At 45.5% G+C, this 18857-nt stretch carries 15 protein-coding genes; 3 read left to right on the forward strand and 12 right to left on the reverse strand.

The genetic code is table 11. The features are described from left to right. Window positions 1–48: 48 nt before the first annotated feature. The 10 genes from U9Q77_02875 to U9Q77_02920 all read right to left on the reverse strand — a co-directional run bounded on the left by U9Q77_02875 (window position 49) and on the right by U9Q77_02920 (window position 10621). A complete protein-coding gene (locus tag U9Q77_02875) occupies window positions 49–1338 on the reverse strand; it encodes a dihydrolipoamide acetyltransferase family protein (GenBank protein MEA3286306.1) in 1290 nt (429 codons plus the stop codon). A 55-nt stretch (window positions 1339–1393) separates the two neighbouring features. Next, window positions 1394–3409 (reverse strand): thiamine pyrophosphate-dependent enzyme, encoded by a 2016-nt coding sequence (locus U9Q77_02880; GenBank protein ID MEA3286307.1) that lies wholly within the window; start codon window positions 3407–3409, stop codon window positions 1394–1396. Window positions 3410–3421: 12 nt separating this feature from the next. Next, a complete protein-coding gene (gene lipB / locus U9Q77_02885; protein MEA3286308.1) occupies window positions 3422–4057 on the reverse strand; it encodes a lipoyl(octanoyl) transferase LipB in 636 nt (211 codons plus the stop codon). Window positions 4058–4197: 140 nt separating this feature from the next. Beyond that, window positions 4198–5586 carry a dihydrolipoyl dehydrogenase gene (lpdA, locus tag U9Q77_02890; GenBank protein ID MEA3286309.1) on the reverse strand — a complete coding sequence of 463 codons (1389 nt, stop codon included), beginning with the start codon at window positions 5584–5586 and terminating at the stop codon, window positions 4198–4200. 2 nt (window positions 5587–5588) lie between these two features. Then, window positions 5589–6341 (reverse strand): nucleotidyltransferase family protein, encoded by a 753-nt coding sequence (locus tag U9Q77_02895; GenBank protein MEA3286310.1) that lies wholly within the window; start codon window positions 6339–6341, stop codon window positions 5589–5591. Window positions 6342–6442: 101 nt separating this feature from the next. After that, on the reverse strand, window positions 6443–7858 hold the full coding sequence (locus U9Q77_02900) for an RNase adapter RapZ (protein ID MEA3286311.1): 1416 nt from the start codon (window positions 7856–7858) through the stop codon (window positions 6443–6445). A gap of 288 nt (window positions 7859–8146) precedes the next feature. Beyond that, window positions 8147–8716, reverse strand: a complete 570-nt coding sequence (gene folE, locus U9Q77_02905; protein ID MEA3286312.1) for a GTP cyclohydrolase I FolE — start codon at window positions 8714–8716, stop codon at window positions 8147–8149. 188 nt (window positions 8717–8904) lie between these two features. Then, entirely contained in the window at window positions 8905–9381 is a 477-nt protein-coding gene (locus U9Q77_02910; protein MEA3286313.1) for a 6-carboxytetrahydropterin synthase, read from the reverse strand. 202 nt (window positions 9382–9583) lie between these two features. Further along, window positions 9584–10090: a hypothetical protein gene (locus tag U9Q77_02915; GenBank protein MEA3286314.1), complete on the reverse strand. Its 507-nt coding sequence runs from the start codon at window positions 10088–10090 to the stop codon at window positions 9584–9586. A gap of 3 nt (window positions 10091–10093) precedes the next feature. Beyond that, window positions 10094–10621 (reverse strand): hypothetical protein, encoded by a 528-nt coding sequence (locus U9Q77_02920; GenBank protein MEA3286315.1) that lies wholly within the window; start codon window positions 10619–10621, stop codon window positions 10094–10096. A gap of 252 nt (window positions 10622–10873) precedes the next feature. Here U9Q77_02920 and U9Q77_02925 point away from each other — a divergent pair, with 252 nt between their 5' ends. Next, window positions 10874–11488, forward strand: coding sequence for a RibD family protein (locus tag U9Q77_02925; protein ID MEA3286316.1), 615 nt, complete (start codon window positions 10874–10876; stop codon window positions 11486–11488). Window positions 11489–11530: 42 nt separating this feature from the next. Further along, the gene (locus U9Q77_02930; GenBank protein ID MEA3286317.1) at window positions 11531–12874 is read left to right on the forward strand and encodes a T9SS type A sorting domain-containing protein; all 1344 of its coding nucleotides are present in this window, start codon (window positions 11531–11533) and stop codon (window positions 12872–12874) included. Between the two features lie 24 nt (window positions 12875–12898). Here U9Q77_02930 and U9Q77_02935 read toward each other — a convergent pair whose 3' ends face one another. Then, on the reverse strand, window positions 12899–14689 hold the full coding sequence (locus tag U9Q77_02935; GenBank protein ID MEA3286318.1) for an SLC13 family permease: 1791 nt from the start codon (window positions 14687–14689) through the stop codon (window positions 12899–12901). A gap of 35 nt (window positions 14690–14724) precedes the next feature. Continuing rightward, window positions 14725–15762: a substrate-binding domain-containing protein gene (locus U9Q77_02940; GenBank protein MEA3286319.1), complete on the reverse strand. Its 1038-nt coding sequence runs from the start codon at window positions 15760–15762 to the stop codon at window positions 14725–14727. Between the two features lie 514 nt (window positions 15763–16276). Between U9Q77_02940 and U9Q77_02945 the strand changes: the two genes are divergently transcribed. Then, window positions 16277–18544 (forward strand): FecR family protein, encoded by a 2268-nt coding sequence (locus U9Q77_02945; GenBank protein ID MEA3286320.1) that lies wholly within the window; start codon window positions 16277–16279, stop codon window positions 18542–18544. The last annotated feature ends 313 nt before the right edge of the window (window positions 18545–18857 follow it).

Raw genomic sequence — 18857 nt, forward strand, 5'->3', positions numbered from 1 at the left:
CTGAGATTGCTTCGTCGTTTCACTCCTCGCAAAGACAAAAGAAGTATACTAACCCAAGACCCCTGCAAGCGCTTTGAGTGGGTCAACTGCTTCAAGGTTCTTGACAATGGCTTCAATAAATTTTCCACCCATGGCACCATCTACCAGACGATGGTCAAAGCCCAAGGTAAAGGTACAAATTTGTCTGATGGCAATTTCATCACCAGAATCAGTTTCAATGACCACGGGCCTCTTCTTGATTGCGCCGACACCGAGAATAGCCACATTGGGTTGATTGATGATGGGATAGCCCGCCAGATTACCAAATACGCCAAAATTTGTGATAGAGAAGGTGGCTCCCTCAAGGTCATCCAGGGTCAGTTTCTTGTTGCGAGCCTTAGTGACAATTTCTGAGATATCATCCGAGATTTGTAATAGTGATTTATCTTCAGCATTGCGAACCGGGGGAACCACCAGTCCATTACCAACTGCTACAGCAATCCCCACATTCAAATGTTTGTGCCGAATGATCTGAGCACCATCCAGAGATGAGTTGATCAAGGGGAACTCCAGCAGCGCATCCCGGACTGCCATGGCGATGAAATGTGTGACCGTTAGAGAATGACCCGTCTTGGTTTTGAATGCTGCATTGTTCTCAGCAATAAAAGTCATGAGGAGAGTCATGTCAGCTTCACTGACCACATATACATGGGCTGATGTGTCGATACTGTTACGCATGTGTTTGGCAATACTTTTACGCATGGAATCCATCTCAATGATCTCAATATCTTCTGGATTCATTTTCTCGGCCAGGCCGGTTACTTCCAGGCCTGTTATTGTTGCTGGTTGGGAACTGCCACCCCCACGCGTCTCGATATAAAAAAGAACATCACTTTTGGAAACTCGGCCTCGAAAACCACTACCGGGAATCCGTTGTAACTCTTCTGGTTGGATACCCTCCTTCACTGCAATACTGCGAACCAGGGGTGAATAAAAACGATCATCGCCAAAGGACACTTGGGGGGATTGGTGAGTGGATACCTGTGGGGTTGTTGCATGCAACGACGCTACAGGCGATTCGGCGTCATTTTTTTTTGAAGGGGCAGTGACCTTGACATCGTCCGAGGTTTCCACCCGAGCGATCACCGTATCGACATCATAGGTTTTATTGATTTCTCCAATGACCTCAACCACAGTTCCACCCACTGGTGATGGAATTTCAGAATCAACTTTATCTGTGGCGATTTCCAGTAGGATTTCGTCTTTATCGATAGATTCTCCCACCTGCTTTTTCCACTCCAGAACGGTCCCCTCTGTGAGAGATTCACCCATCTTTGGCATGACTATATCGAAGATCATCTAAATACCTTTTTTAACCGCGAATTACGCGAATGTCGCTAATTGTTTTGACGCCTTAATACTCTAGTAATCTTTTTGCTGCCTGGTGGATGTCTTTCGTTTGGGGAAGGACTTCATCTTCCAGATCCCAGTTGAAGGGTACCGGGCTGTCTTTGGCAGCAACCCTCAAAACCGGGCCATCTAACAACTCAAAGAATTCTTCGGCTATGATAGCTGCTATTTCAGCACCGGGACCAGCAGTCAACGTATCTTCATAGACAACCAATGCTTTGCCAGACTTCCGCAAGGATTTGCCAATAGTCGCCTTGTCCAGAGGACTCAACGTTCGTAGATCAATTACCTCGATTGAAGCACCATGGCTTTTCTCTAATTGCTTGGCAGCTTCAATTGATTTATAAACCATCATACCATAAGTGACAATGGTTAGGTCAAATCCTTCACGGACTATTGCAGCCTCACCGAAAGCTAGTAAATAATTGGCATCTGGCTCAGGACGCTTGGCAAAACCCTGACGATACATGCCTTTATGTTCCAGGAACAGCACTGGGTCATCAATGCGGCAGGCGTATTTCAATAGACCTTTTGCATCGGCTGCATTGGATGGATATACAATGTGAATCCCCGGCAGATGCATGAAGAAGCCCTCAATACTCTGACTATGGCATAGTCCACCATGGATATATCCACCAACTGGAACCCGCATAACAAGGGGAGATGTATACGTATTGTTGCTTCTATAGCGAACGGTGGCCACCTCGTTGCGAATCTGCATCATGGCGGTCCAGATATAATCTCCAAACTGGATTTCCACCACAGGCTTCAAACCAGCCACTGCAGCGCCAAAAGCGGTACCAACAATGGAGGCTTCAGCCAGCGGAGAATTAAAAACCCGCTCCACTCCAAAGGCTGTTGATAATCCTTTTGTCGCAGTGAAAACACCACCTTTTCCATCGGCTACATCCTGACCATAAATGATCATTCTATCGTTATGGGCCATCTCTTCATGTAGCGCATGGTTAATTGCATCGACGATGACAATATCTTCACCGATTGTTGCGGATTCACGTTGCTCAATATTCTGGGGAGATTCATCTAATATATGAGTGGTTGCCTCTGATTTATCAGGGAAAGGAGCAGTTTGTGCTTGCTCTGCTACTTCATCCACTTCCACGATCACTTCATCCCATACAGCTTGAAATTCGTCAGATGTGATAATCCCATCATCCTCACAATATTTACGAAATTTCTCAATGGGATCACGTTTTTGTTCTTCTGCCAGCTCGGCAGCATCGCGGTATTTACGATGATCATCTGAAGAGGAGTGGGGAAACAGGCGCACCACATTGGAAACAACCAGTGCCGGACCATCTCCAGCCCGAATATCCTTAATCGCTTTTTCAAAGGTTTTGAACGCTGAAAAGAAGTCTGTTCCGTCCGTTTCAAACCGATTCAGATTACGGTAGCCTCCCACCATATCATAGACTGATCCACCAGCCATTTGGGAAGCCTTGGGAACTGAAATAGCATAACCATTATCTTCAATATGAAAGAGAACCGGTAGCTTTTCACGGCTGGCCCAGTTCAGCGCTTCGTGGAATTCACCCTGACTGGTCGTACCCTCTCCAGAGGAAACATAGACCAGGGCGTTGTGCCCGGCTTTACGAGCGGCGATTGCAGTTCCAACAGCCTGAAGATACTGGGTGCCGGTGGGACTGGACTGAGATACAATATTCAGTTTTTTGCTGCCGTAATGCTGGGGAAGTTGACGACCGGCTGAGCCAGGATCATCCTGTTTGGCTAAAAATCCCAGAAAAAGGTCGGCTTGCGTCATACCAAGACTCAAAACCAAAGCTTGATCACGATAATAGGGGTAAAACCAATCACTCCCCGGATTCAGGTTCATGGCACAGGCTATCTGGGCTCCTTCGTGACCGCCTGCTCCAATATGGAAAAATGACTTCCCCTGCCGTAGCAAGGTTAGCATTTTCTCATCCAAACGGCGTGAGGTTGCCATGGCCTTGAAAATATTAATCAGTTGTGTTTTATTATATCCCTGAAAGGTTGCCGACACGCAAAACCTCCATTATAAATCAATAATATCGTCGAATTCAAAAACCTTTTGAAAAGCACTGGTCAGGATGGGAATCACTTCTGCTACCTTGATGTCTCGACCCAGAATCTCTTGCAAGCTAACCACGCCTTTGCCCTTTATACCACAGGGGATCATGCCCTGGAAATATGACATATCCGGTCCCACATTCAAGGCAAATCCATGCATGGTTACCCAGCGGGAAAGGCGAACCCCCATGGCACATATTTTCCGATCGCCCACCCAAACTCCGGTCATGCCAGAAAGACGTTCTCCGCTTATAGCATAGTGTTCCAGAGTCTGAATGATCACTTCTTCCAGATTGCGCATATACCAGCTCACGCTTTTTTTGTGATCTTCCAAATTGATAATCGGATAGCCAACCAATTGACCGGGTCCGTGCCAGGTGATATCGCCTCCACGATCACTTTGGATTACCTCAGCATCTCGCGGATCGATCAAGTTGGCTTGACCTGCATTTTTGCCAAAAGTATACACTGGGGGATGTTCCAAAAGGATCAGAGTATCAGGGATTTCATCAGCCAGCCGCTGAGCGTGTTTTGCACGCTGAAATTCCAGGGCTTCAGCATAAGGTACCAGACCTTGACTTATTAATTCTAAATTCACCATCAACCCTTAAAAGGTTAATCCCAACATTCCGGGAAGCGCCTTAGAACAACACTACCATAGGCTTCGTTAATATCTAACATTAGCATTGATGGTTTTCCCACATTCTTGGGATGACAAGTTTTGAAGATAATCGATCTGTTTTAGAGGTGAATTCCACGATCTAGAGCTACACCGGATGCTTCCATGATCATCTCTGATAAAGTGGGGTGAGCGTGAATCGTTTCCAAAACCGCTTCATGGGTGGCCTCCAAAGATCTTGCAATACCGATTTCCGCTATAAGTTCAGTGGCTTCAGCGCCGATAATGTGAGCACCTAATAATTCGCCATATTTAGCATCATAGATCAGCTTTGTAAAGCCGTCTGTGTCTCCGGATGCCATGGCTTTTCCTGAAGCCCGGTATGGAAATTTACCAATTTTAAGCTTGTAACCTGCCTCCCTGGCCGCTTTTTCCGTCATTCCGATTGAAGCCACTTGAGGGGTGCAGTAGGTGCAGCCCGGCACATTATTATAATGCATGGGTTTGACATTCAGGCCTGCCAAATGCTCCACCGCTGTAATTCCTTCATGAGAAGCTACGTGAGCTAACCAGGGTGGTCCAGAGACGTCGCCAATGGCATAAATTCCAGATGCGCTGGTCTGCATGAAGTGGTTGGTTTTGATCCAACCGTTTTCGAGAATTACACCTGCGGATTCCAGTCCCAAATCTTCTGTATTTCCCTGAACGCCAATGGCTACCAATACTTTATCAGCTTCCAGTTGCTGTTTTTCTCCTGCTTTGTCCTTGACAGTTATAGTGGCTTTTTCATCATCAACGGAAACTTGTTCAACCGTGGTTTCCAATAAAGCTTTAATCTTTTTACGCTTGAATAGTTTCTGCAGCTCTCTGGAAACCTCTTCATCTTCAACGGGAAGCAGGTGAGGCAGCATTTCCACCATGGTAACCCGAGAGCCCATGGCAGCATAAAAATCGGCAAACTCAACCCCTATGGCACCAGCTCCTACTACCAGTAGTTTCTCTGGAATGGCTTCCAGGCTCAAGGCCTCTTTAGATGAAATGATGGTTTTTCCATCAAAGGGAGTGTTTGGCAGGGGTCGCGGGCGAGCGCCTGTTCCGATTATAATATTTTCGGCGCTGATCTGAGTCTGTCCATCTATCAGGATTTGCTGTTCCCCCAGAAGCATTGCATCACCTTCAATGACCTCTACCCCATTTTTTTTCATTAGAAAACCAACACCTTTTGAGAGAGATTCTGCAACTTGTCGAGAACGCTTGATCACAGCGAAAAAATCAACTTCTACAGAACTGACCCTTACGCCGTATTTTTTTGCTTTCTGAGCAGACCGCAATACCTCGGCACTTTTTAGAAGAGCTTTGGTGGGAATGCAGCCCCAATTCAGGCAAATTCCACCCAGGGCGGCCCGCTCTATGATCACGGTTTTCTTGCCTAATTGAGCGGCGCGTATAGCAGCCACATATCCACCGGGACCGCCGCCAATGATCGCTACTTCGTAGTGTGTTGTGCTCATCTCTAGAGTCCTTTATTATGGACCCTGCGAGAGCTTGAGGCTTTCGCAAGGTGTTTTCTCAGTTCTTCTAATTTTTCAATAGTGCCTATATCAATCCAGTACGCATCATCCATAGGGTGCATGGCGATTTTTTCACCTGCTTGAGCGGCTTTCAGGTATATGGGAATTGTTGAAAATGCAGCTCCAAAATCAGGCATATAATCGAAGATAGCGGGAGACATCACTTGAATTCCGTTAAAGGCTTTGGTTTGATACTCCCCATCATTCCAGGAAATCTCTTCACTGGTTTTTCGGTTTTCCCAACCACATAGCAATCCGGCAGAATTAAATCTCAAGTAGCGGGAAGTTTTCCGGTCAGCCACCGCTAACGTTGCCAGATTTTTACTTTCTAAATGGGAAATCACCATGGTCCTTAGATCCAGGTCGGTATAAATATCACTGTTACAGACAATGAATGCTTCTTCATCACGAAAATGATCCTGAGCTAAAAGCAAGCCCCCGCCCGTTTCCATCAGTTCGGCTTCCTCTGAGATATGGATATCAATTCCAAAATTATGTTCATGAACAAAATCAATGATCTGCTGCCCATAATGATGGGTGTTGATCACAATTGTCGTGACCCCGTTCTTTATCAGGTGTTGAATATTATGTTCCAGCAAGGTGATATTATCAGCTGTAACCAGACATTTGGGATGCCGATCTGTGAGGGGCTTTAAGCGGGTGCCTTTTCCGGCGGCAAAGAGCATGGCTTTCATAATAATATCCGAGAAATTATGTTTTTAAGCATTTTGACCCCCTGGGCATGAAATCGTCATGTCCTCTGGACTCGCGAAGACATTATCCAAAACATTTTGTATCACCCTAACTCTCGGTGACTGAGGACGACATCAATATCATGGGTTTCTTTCAGGTGGGCGGCCAATCGGTTTGCTGAATGAACCGATCGATGCTGGCCACCGGTACAACCGAAGCTTATCATGAGATCCGTGAAATTCTGTTCCTCATAACTGGTGACCGCGTCATCAACCATAGTAAATACCCGTTTTAACCAACGATCCATATCAGGTTTATCGGCAAACCAGTCGATAACAGATTGATCGTTAGCGGATAATTTTTTATAGGCAATCTCTCTGCCGGGATTGGGCAAAAAGCGACAGTCAAAGACAAATCCACCACCATGTCCGCGATCATCAACTGGCACACCGTGCTTATAAGAAAAGCTGGATACGCGCACTTTTAAACGCAGATTGGCTTTACCGAAATCCCTTAGAACCGAGGAGCGAATCAACTGCTGAAAGACATCCATCATAACTGGAATCTCAATGGGTAGATCCACTTTCCGCACGAGATATTCCAGATTTCGAATAGCGTAGGGGATGCTCTGGAGAAAATGGGTCTTGCGTTCATAGAAACCCCGATAACCATAGGCTCCCATGGCTTGCATAATACGGATAAAAACGAAACCGTAATAGTGCTTGGTAAAAACCTCTCTGTCAATGGGGGTCAATTTTCTAACAGCCTCCAGATAGTGTTCCAGAAGATGTTCTCTAACCTTAAAGGGTAAATCTGCCTTGGCATCGAAGAGCAGAGAAGCAATATCATACTGAAGTGCCCCTTTGCGACCGCCCTGGTAATCAATGAACCAGGGTTGATCATCTTTGAGCATGATGTTGCGGGATTGAAAATCGCGATATAGAAAGTTTTGACCATCTGCCTCAAGTAAAAAATCAGTGAATGTTTTAAAGTCTTGTTCCAGTTGTTGTTCATTAAAGCGAATATGAGCCAATTTAAGGAAGTAATACTTAAAATAATTTAGATCCCACATCATGGACTGACGATCAAAACTGTGGTGGGGATACGATTTCGAATAATCCAAGCCCGCGCCACCTCTAATCTGGAATTCCGGAAGCCGTTCTACCACTTGTTCATAGGTCGTGATCAATTCACGAGGAAAATCCGGTTTTCCCTGGCGAACTTTTAGAAGGTAATCAAAAAGAGTGACATCGCCCAGATCCTGCTGCAGATAGATGTGTCGGTCCAGGTCTTCGGCATAGATCACGGGGACGGCCAGATCTTTGGCGTGAAAATGATTGGAAAAAGCAATAAATGCCTCGTTTTCAAGTCGGTCCATATTTTTGGCGCCGATAACAGATCGTGAGGCACTGGTAATCCTAAAATATTCACGATTCGAACCATGGGCTGCCAGAGGCTTAATTTCAGTAGGGGTCTCTTTGAAATGATCTTCGAATAGTTTTTTCAGGTTTTCAGGCATAGTTTCTCTCATATAATAATACTTTTAAAAGCCTTGCCACAGAGCACGCTGAGCGCACAGAGGTTTTTTGTGGCAACATCTAGTTTTCCATTTTTCGTCTTTGCGAGGAGTGAAACGACTGCTTGCCGCGGCGTAGTCTGTAAGATATAGACGGGTGGCAATTTCAAGTTTTTCGGAGATCGCCGCATAGCATTTAATCTGAGTGACATCGAAGGGCTCGCAAAAAACCAGTCTACAGCTACTTCCATCTATATATTCACTCCGTGTCCTCTATGGTTAATGCTTTTTTTATAAATTTTTCATGCTGATGATACTCAGGAATTCTGCTCTGGTCTCAGCTTCATCGTGAAATTCTCCCAGCATGGCTGAAGTTGTGGCAAATGAGTTCTGTTTTTCTACCCCGCGCATCTGCATACAAAGATGGCGACCTTCAAGAACAACAGCAACACCGGCTGGGTCCAGTAGGTTCTTCAGCGCTTCGGCTACCTGGTGGGTGATCCGTTCCTGAATCTGTAACCGACGAGAATACATTTCCAGAATCCGTGGAATCTTGGATAGTCCGATGACCTTACCTCTTGGAAGATAGGCAACATGAGCTTTTCCAAAGAAAGGCAGCATGTGATGCTCACACATACTGAAGAACTCAATATCCCGCACGACGACCATATCGGAGCATTCATCTTCGAAAATGGCATCATTTAATACCTCTTCCAAAGTTTGCTCGTAACCCCGCGAAATAAATTTCCAGGCTTTAGCCACTCTGTGAGGAGTTTTGACCAACCCTTCTCGTTCTGGATCCTCACCAATCTCGGTTAATAACTGATGGGTGATGTTTTCTAGTTTGCTTATGTCTACCATTATTTCTCCTGTCCACTGGACATTGTTTTGTCATCATATTCTGCCAAAAGATCGATTTTCAAATGGCGAGAAAGATAATGCACGTCAAGGTAAAAAGGGACCGGTATCCAACAGAGCCACCAATAATTTATAGGTAGCTCGTGAGATAAATAAGATCAGGAGTTAATTGAAGATGGATCTGACAGCATCTACAAGTAAGACGGGGGCATAATTGTGTCACCAGGAGCCCCCCTATTGGTTCGCCCAGATGACTGGCCCGGGTTATTCAGGCCGTAATAGTCGGTGTAGATCGTCGGTGTTTCCTGAAGACGGATACGGTGTAGTTGTCCATCTTGCAAATAGGTGGCTATCTGTTCCCATATCCAGGTCACCATGTTTTCAGTTGAGGGCTGTTTTCCTTTGAACCAGGGGATATCTACTTCAATCTGCGAGTGATCCACATGCTGGATAACCCGTTCGTTCACCACCTGCTTGAGGTGACCCAGATCCACAATAAAGCCTGTGTCCGGGTTGATCTCTCCAGTAACAGATACCGTTAGCTCATAGTTGTGGCCATGCATCTTCAGATCCGGTCCAAAAGCGGCCTGGTTTTCTTCCTCACTCAGGGCAGGATTCCCGTAACGATGGGCAGCACAAAAATGAAACACTTTATGTATAACAATCATATCGATTCCTTATTTATTGGTTCGAATTTAAGCTAAACGGGAGAATATCAAACAATGACAGGCAATGGAAATACCGGATTAACCTGTGTTTCTGTTTATCAGTCCATCGCATCCTTTCGACAGGCTCAATGGTCCACTCTGTGCATGGCGCCTGTCCTGAGTAAGGTCGAAGGGCGAGGGGTCGTTTTCGCGAGATCGTCAATTAATAAAACGATTCGTCCTGCCAACGGGTGATGTGCCAGGTTTCAGTGGAATCGGCGATAAAATCGAAAATAGCATTGCCTGAGATCAGTTTGCCTTCAACGGACAGATCAAATGTTTTCGTCAGACTGATCACCCCATTTTGAGAGGTATCCTCTGCAGTTGTGGCATTCCAAACCAGGGTAAAGCTGTCAAATGTCCGAAAGAGGCGACCGGTAGTCCTTAGTTCAGTATCCAGCCCCCAATAATTGTACCCACCAACACCTCCGATATCCGGATCATAGTAGAGAAAGATGAAACTGGTGTCAAAAAGGTCACTGTAGACCAGGCTGTCACGATAGATATAGGCATAGCGGAAATTTTGAAGAACCTCCTCCGGGCTACGTTGCTCGGTTAAAATTAGATCCGCCACTCCTTCAAGCTGTCCCTCAGTAGGGGCAAAGGGATTCCAACAGGCTGCCAGAACCAAAAGGAGCAAGATAAGTGCTGTTAAATGCAGCAACTTCATTGATTATTGAACCAGGGTTTTCAGGTCGCTCCAGCAAGGCAGAGTGTCTGACTTCAAGTCATGCCAGACCGAGATCTCATAGAGCAGATCACTATTTTGGACCAGGGTCAGAGTTGCCTGCCCGCTCAATTCGTTGGGCAAGGGCGCTCGGCTTTCATGAAAGGACAGGGTTAGTAGATAGTCAGCAATGATCTCGAAGTGATCGTCGAGGGGTAACAAGCTTACGACCTGCCAATCCAGACGCTGAAGATTATCTTCGTTTAGTGATTGGAAAAGCTTGGTGATGAAATCCTCTTCTTTTTCATAACCCCAGGCATCAAAAATTGCACTGGTCACACTTTCATCCGGGAAAAAAGAGAAGCCCGTTCCATCCTCGGAATTATGGCTTAATACATCCAGGTGATAATTCAATTTATGGGCTGGAAATGAGTTGGCGAGGTTTTCCAGAACGATCTCTGGAGTCGTCGGTGGTCTCCAGGCATAAGGGTCAGAAGTATAAAGAGGTCGTTCTGCTTCTCGCGGTATAAACAACTCGCAAGAAGCCAAGAATAGAAAAACCAACAATATGGAAAGCCCTTGTTTCATGAAACGGGAAAGTACACGCTGATTCACCAAATGCAAATTACATGTTGAGCAAGAACTCAAGTAAAGAACCCTCGGCCTGTTTTTCAATGTGATGATCACCTGCTGCCCTGAAAGACATTAATATCTCCTTGGCATAAAAATACTCCTGTTTATTTTGGCCTCATGAATCATCAGCCAAATATGAGAGTCTTTGCTTGTATGGCCAGTTCATTGGATGGCAAGATCGGACCGGCTGACGCTGACCATTTTGTTTCCATTACTTCCCGTTACGATATGGAACATTTAAAATCTCTGCGCGATCGGGCCGATGGCATTTTATTTGGAGCCAGCACGTTTAGGGCTTGGCCAAAAGTACATCAGGGTCATGACTCAACGAGAAAAACTGCTCATTTTATTATGAGTCACAATCTTGAGCTTGATCTAGACGTTCCTCTCTTTCAAGCTGTTGATATTCCGCTTACCATCTTCACTGATTCGAAAACGGCTCTTTCACAACGACATTTTCCAAAACACGTTAAGCTTGTTCCAACTCCTGAAGGTATCGGGCAAATCACTTTCATTATTAACCACCTGAGAAAACAGAATATCAACGCATTATTGATCGAGGGTGGCGGACAGGTGCTGCATCAATTCATCGATGCTGGTGTCCTGCAAGAGCTGTATCTGACCCTGGCGCCAACGCTTATTGGTCAAAAAGAGGCTCCTGGTCTTTTGGGAAACCAGACCCTTTCCCATCCACCAAAAATACGGCTTTTAAGCAGTCGGCAGGTCAAGGATGAGTTTTATTTACATTTTAAACTGGATTATTCTTGAATTGTCCCTGGCTTGCAAGCGTAATAAAATGAGGCAATGTTAATGAAACAATGTTTGATCCATCTACTTGCTTTTGCAACCCTGCTGCTGGCAGATTATCCAGATCAGCAACGGGTTATCCGGGCTGATAGTATGTGGAGCCACATCAGCAGTAATAGTAATATCATCTATAATGAGACGGGTTCCTCCTTGCAGTTGGCCGAAGGCACAAACACCGGATATTTCACCCTGGTTCCTGACACGATCCAGCATCCCTTTGATCGGGGCCTGCCCTCCTGGAATGGTTTAATAGAACATGAGAATAGTGGTTTTAAGGTTTCTATGCGGTTCAAGTCCGGAGTCAATTGGTCCCCCTGGCTAACCGTTGGATATTGGAAGAACTACATCTGGCCGTCCTACGGATCCACCTCCTACTCAGGCGGATATATTGATTATGATTATGTCAAACTGAATGATTTTCATACGATCTGGCAGTGGCGGGTCGAAATGAAGCGTCAGGCCACCGGTCATCCTTCTCCAGCTATTGACAAGTTAAGTTTTTTTGTCAGCGATGAACGAACCACTGACAACTTGAATTACAGTGACATTCTGAATGATGACCCCCCGGCCATCTTTTATCCCACTACTTTTATCTGCCAATACAATGTTGACCCGGAAATCGGTGGTAGTATTTGCTCTCCCACTTCCACGGTTTTTGCCATCCGCAGTTTTGATGTTGATGTTGATGCCTATGATTTCGCAGTTGATAACTATGATGATTACTGGAATCTCTTTGGTATCTGGCCCAGGGCTGTCCAAAACGCCACCGGATATCATATGGATGGTGCCGTAACCCGATATCGTACCTGGAGTGATGCCTATGACGTACTTGCCAACAATGGAAGGATCGTTATCTCTGTAGGACAGCCGCTTTATTCCGGTCATCTGATGATGTTGGCCGGCTTCAACAGCCAGGGCAATCCTATTGTTCACGATCCCGCACGGCAAAACGGCTATGCTTACGTTTATTCCAAATACTCCCTTTCTCATTCCTGGTTTGATAAGGGTGGTGTCAGTTACACGTTTTTTATGAAAGATACGACCCAGCTGGCCGTTGCTGATGAATTTGACGACTTTCTTCCTAACCAGGCTGTGCTGTATCAGAATTATCCCAATCCTTTTAACCCGAATACATCGATTCGTTTCAATCTGCTGGAAGACTCAAACCTTAAGCTAGGCATCTATGATGTTCAGGGCAAACTGATTCAAACCCTGATACAGGACCATTTCCCAGCTGGTGATCATCGTTTGACCTGGAATGCCCGGGATCTGGCGGCAGGCATTTATTTCATACGGCTCGAAACCGGAGCTGAGACAATCGTTCGCCGGATGACTCTTCTAAAATAGAGGAGGGGTGCGTCTGTTCTTTGTTTAGAACGGCCAGAAAATCGGGATCAAGATAGAGGCCAAAATCCAAAATATTAAGGTAAGTGGTGCACCGGCTTTGATATAATCATTGAAGCGATATTTCCCGGGACCATAGACCATCAGGTTGGTTTGATAGCCAATGGGGGTCATGAAACTGGCCGAGGCTGCGTAACATATTGTAAAGACCAGAGGGCGGGAATCTACACCAAGGTTGATCGCTGCCGCAATGGCAATAGGCGTCAGCACAATAGCAGCCACATTATTTGAGATCACCGCCGTAAATATACTGGTGATAATATATAGAATTGACAACAGAGCATAAGGTGCCCATGAATCTGGAACCAGATCGGAAAAAGCTGAAATACTTTCCCCCAGAAGCTGGGCGGCACCACTGGTTTCCATGGCTATCCCAAAAGGAATAAAGGCTGCAATAAAAATAATGACCTGCCAATTGATCGTACCATAAGCTTCCCGGGTTGAAATGTGTTTTGTGACCAGTAAAATAAAAACACCCAGCAATGCTGCTGCCAGTATTTCCAGTACACCGGTAGCTGCCAGAATCATTACAGCGGGAATAAGGATCACGGCTAGCCAATGAACGGTTTTCTTGCGCATATTGACTTCATGATGTTGTAAAATGATCAAGTCGGGATCACTACGCATTTCGGCAATTCGATCAACCGGCATAAGCATAAGCAGGGTATCTGCAAACTGAAGTTTGATATGGGCGACCTTCTTTTTTATTGTAATCCCACGCCGGCCAATAGCCAATACAAAAGCTTGATATCTCCGGCGGAAATCCAGCTCCAACAGGGTTTTTCCTGCAATTGCTGATTGAGGACCAAGCAATCCCTCAACCAAAACATTATCCCCTGCCTGCAATTCCTTTTCACTCATTTTGACATCAGAAAGCGCCAACACTTTTTCCTGTTGATGGAACTTCAAGAAATTTTCAAGAGCCCCTCTGGTCAACAGAATGTCTCCATCACAAAGGGGTAAATTCCCAACATTTCTGGTGATCCTTGTTTCATCACGAATAATGGCCAGAACCGTTATTTCATAGCGTTGGTTCAGTTGTTTCTGCCGACAGCTTGATCCGATGAGGGGTGAATCATGATCCACACGGAATTCCGTCAGGTAAGGTGCCATGTGATACTTTCCGACCAGCGTACTAACGGGTGCCCTGGATGGCAAAAGGCGTGGTAAAACGAAAAGATTATACAAAAATCCCACCACCAGGAAGACCAGTCCCAGAGGAAGAAACTCAAACATGCCAAATGCTTCCAGGCCATGCGATTCGCTCACTGAGCTTACAATGAGATTGGTTGAGGTGCCAATAAGGGTGATGGTGCCGCCATAGATGGCAGCATAAGAAAGAGGAATCAGCAATTTTGAAGGGGATATTCTGGATTGAGCTGCCATGTGCATGGCCACAGGAATAAAGATCGCAACGGCAGCAACATTGTTGATAAAACCAGAGAAGATACTGATCGTCATAAAGAACAGGCCAATTCCCAGCTTTTTCCTTTTTTTTTCAAGCGCGATAAAATATTGAGCAAGATTTTCCAGAACACCGGTTTTGACCAGGGCGTGGCTTAATACAAACATTACAGCAACAGTAAGCACGGCCTTGTTGCTAAAGCCGGATATGGCCTGTTCTCCATCTACATATCCAGAAAGCCAAAGCACCAGAAGTAAACCAATACCCAAAACATCAACAGGAAGGACTTCAAGTATCAATAGCACGAGGAGCAGGATCATCAATCCAAAAATCCCCAGAATGGCTATACTCATGATCTTTTACTCACTCAGTAGATTAATGCTTTTGTTTATTCTTGCGCTGCCAGAGGGTCGATCACAGACCGGTTCAATTCCATGGCGCTTCCTAAACTGTCAAGGGTGAAGATATCGTTCAATGGTGTCGGGGCAAAGCCAGCTTGCTGAGAGATATTGATAGTTTGGAACCCGTAATCAGATAATATCTTTTTAGCTTTATCGCTCCACAAAAACCCAAGGAAGGCATTGACTATCTCTGTCTGCTTTGGCTTAATATTGGTTTTTATTGCCACGGCGATCGGTTCAGTCATAATCGTTCTTTGGGGATGAATAATCTTCATTTCTGAAACACCCGGATGATTACCGGCTGCAGCTTCATAATTGAGCAGGATATCACCCAGACCGGCGTGAAATTGCTCCATGGCATCTTGAGAAGTTGAAGGGTGATTCCGGGAATTGGTAAAGGCTTGTGTTACAAAATCAAAAGCCTGTTCTTTGGTAAAACCCTGTCTCAGTCGCGAACCATAAAGGGCCAGGGCGGCCAACTGACCTTCTCCTGATGTGAGCGGATCGGGAATGATCACATTCATTTTACTAAAATCTATATCATCAAAACTTTTAATTGATGTTTCAAATTCTTCTCTGACAAATAAAACAATGGGGGAGCGACAAAATTTATCTTTTTTGCGAAGCTCCTGCCAGACTGCTGCAGTTATAGCTCCACTGCCAACCAGTCGTCTGGCATCCAATTCCGATGACAAAACAGCCACCTCAGCCGGAAATCTGGTTATTATCTGACGAGTGATTACACCAGAACCAGCAAAAGTTGTAATAAACTCAACCTGTTCCTGGTTTTGTTCCAGCCACATATCCTGAAAGGCGGGAACCAAAGCCTGTTCCATAACCAACTCCATGGCGCTGAAGCAATACAGGGTTATGGTTCTCGGTTCCTTCAATTTGATCTCACCACGACTAAACCAAATGAACAGAAAAACAATAATGGCTACAAGAACAGGAAAAATAATTGATGTGATCTTATAAGCCGGATCATTTTTGTATGAGGGTTCAGTGTTCCCGGTTGGCATGCTCATAAACACCCCCTTGGTGTTGGTTAACGCAACAGTTGATGGAAATTTATAGTGCTTGATCAATCGGGACAAGCAAAATCAACTTTTTTGGGAGCCTCTCGTTTTTATGCAGGTCATCAATGGCTGCTACGGAGTTATACCATTTATACTTCCATTTGCGCGTTCTAGCAGGATAATGAAAATCCCATTTGGATTAGTCAGGGACTGCCTGCCACGGCGATGTCTGGAAGACATAGATGGGTGGCAATCCATTGTCTACGCATCTGCTACGATGGATAAATCTCCAGGTTTGGTGGCAATGTTGAGATCGCCGCCTGCCTGCGCCTGTCCGCCTTCTGAACGTCCCTTCATCGCGGTGGAACAAAACGCCGCCAATAGCAGCGGGAAAAACGCAGCCGTGTGGATAAATTACAGCAGGAGCATGGAAGGAAAAGGCTTGGCGGGTCAGGCCTGTTAGTTAACTTCGTTACTGTTTTAAATAGCGAGTGTCGATCAATCTAGAATAAGGATGTACCAAATGAAAAATTTTGCTACCATTTTAATTGTTTGCGTGCTTTTTGCCGGAGCTCTTCAGGCTGAAAAAGTAGCTGTAGTTTCCAAGGTTCAGGGTGACGTGCTTCTACAAAAAGCCGCTGACCTGGAATACAATAGGACTGTTACCATGGGTACGATTCTTGACAATAATGATCAGATAAAAGTAAATGATGGCTTTGCAGTCATTCTGCTTTTGGATGATAAGAGTCAAGTCAAACTGCGCGAAAATACCGAGGTAGCTATTGGGTTGGTGGAAGATCTAAGTGGCTCGGGATACCATGTCAGGCTGGATTACGGCCAGGCTTTAACCAAATATGCCAAAGGTGCTGATTTTGAATTTCAATTGCACACTCCGACTTCAGTGGCCTCTATTAAGGGGACTGAATTCTGGACAATCACTGACCCTGAGACAGGTGATCAGGTAATTGTGATTGAGGGAGAGGTTGACGTGATGAACAATTTCACCGGAATGATGAGCACTGCCGGAGCAGGCGAAACCGTTACTTCCGGGACTGACGGTTACATAGAATCTGGTGAAACCCAGGACGGTACGATTCCGGAAGACCCCGAAGAGACCTATGGCGCTGTTGAAGAAGCCACTGAAGAAGAGGACACTGCCGTTTCAGACAGTACTGAAGTGGAAGACGATGAAGTCTTGGTTGAAGAAGACGTCGAAGAAGAGGGTGCTGTCGTTACAGGTGATATACCCGCTCCTCCTCCATCAACAATTGGTGAAACCACACCCGAACCCGAAACTGAAGAGGAAGAAGAAGAAGGAGGCGGTCTGTTCGGTGATGCCCTGGCCATGGATGCTGCTTTTGGTGCGGTTACCCTGGATGGGCAACTCTATAACCAAATTGCTCTTCGTCCAGATATTTCTATCGGCAAGCTTGGTGTCGGACTTGATATTGTGCTATACATGAATCAGGATGGTGATATTCGTTCCGATGACTGGGATGAGTACACCGATGTCATTGACAAAATTATGTACGTCCGTTGGGGTCACCCACAAGATCCACTTTATATTCGGGTTGGTACGCTGGAAAATGTCGTCATGGGTTATGGTCTTTTCGTGAATGGCTATAACAATATGATGGAATATCCTCAAGTGCGCAAAATTGGTACCCATGTAGGTTTTACTCTGGGAAATTTTGGGATAGAAGCCATGGTGGCCAATGTTAAGGAGTTGGTTGGCTTGACCAGCTTCCGAGGAACCTACAGCTTGGGTAAATTAAAACTTGGCACGACTGTGGCGGCTGATGTTAACCAGTATCTTGGGTTTAAAGATTCTGATGATGATGGTCGACCTGACATCGTTGATGATTTTCCGGATAATGATCTTTACTGGCTAGATACAGATGGCGATGGCTATGCTGATAATGATCCCACCGAGTATGATCTTGATGGCGATAACAAAACAGATAATCACCCGAACTCGATCTACAATTTTGATGACGATGGCGTTATTCTTGGACGCCAGCCCTTCAATCTAGATGGTGAAAGCTCAACCCTGGCAGGGGTCAGTTTTGATATTGGCTATCCGATTTTCAGTTCTGGTTTTCTGGATCTCCTGGTTTTTGCTGAAGCTGGTCAGTATCTGGGAGATCACAATATTTACAGCTATACAACTGCTGGCGGTTTAGACTCCACTGTTGTAACGCACGGTTGGGGAATGACAGCTCCTGGAGTCAGGGCCACAATCATGAAGTTTGTCAATCTTAGCCTGGAATATCGCATGACCGGCGAAAACTTCGCCTATTCCTTGTTTGATCAAAATTATGATATTGACCGAGTAAGCATGCAGGCTTTTGGAGTTGATATCATGAAACCCTACACCAGGGATGCGCGACTCTTAAACACGACCAAAATGCAGGGTATTTTTGGAAGCTTAAGCGTCAATGTTCTTAGCCTGGTAACCGTAAATGGTGCCTACCAGCATATGATGCAGGTAGATGCAGACCCGGTTAAAGGTATCTATGGCTCCATTGATGTAGCCCCGGATCTGGTTCCCAAACTTGCCGGTGCTTCAGCCTATATTAACCGGATGAATGTAGATGATCCTTTCGACATCTATAGCGAAGGAACCCTATTTGGCTACAAGGTTGTTTTTGAGTTGGGTGGCGGTGCAACCCTGACCTGGGATTTCCGTCAGACCTTCCGTGATCTGGATGGAAATGGTGAGATTGACCTCTCAGATGGCACAGAAGAGGTCATCAAAACCACGGTTATTGAGACTGGTTTCTCTTTTTAGTATAGAGACACATCACATAACTAAAAACGCCCGACTTTTGCTGGGCGTTTTTTTACCAAACGACTGAATCCCCTTTTTATTTGGGTCTCCGCACCCCCGGGTTTCAGAGGTTATGTGAAAACTTCATTGCGCCGGAATAATTGCTTGCTAATATTATCTTTAGTTATCTACGTATAGTACTGTTACTATTGATACTTACCCCAGGCTTCAGCCTGGGGGTTATAAAAATATTAAAAAGGAGGGTTTTAGCCCAACAATATTGGGCTAAAACCCAAAGTAATAGTGGGATATCATACCCCCAAGCTAAAGCATG

The organism is Candidatus Neomarinimicrobiota bacterium, from assembly GCA_034716895.1.
GTDB lineage: Bacteria > Fidelibacterota > UBA8477 > UBA8477 > JABMPR01 > JABMPR01.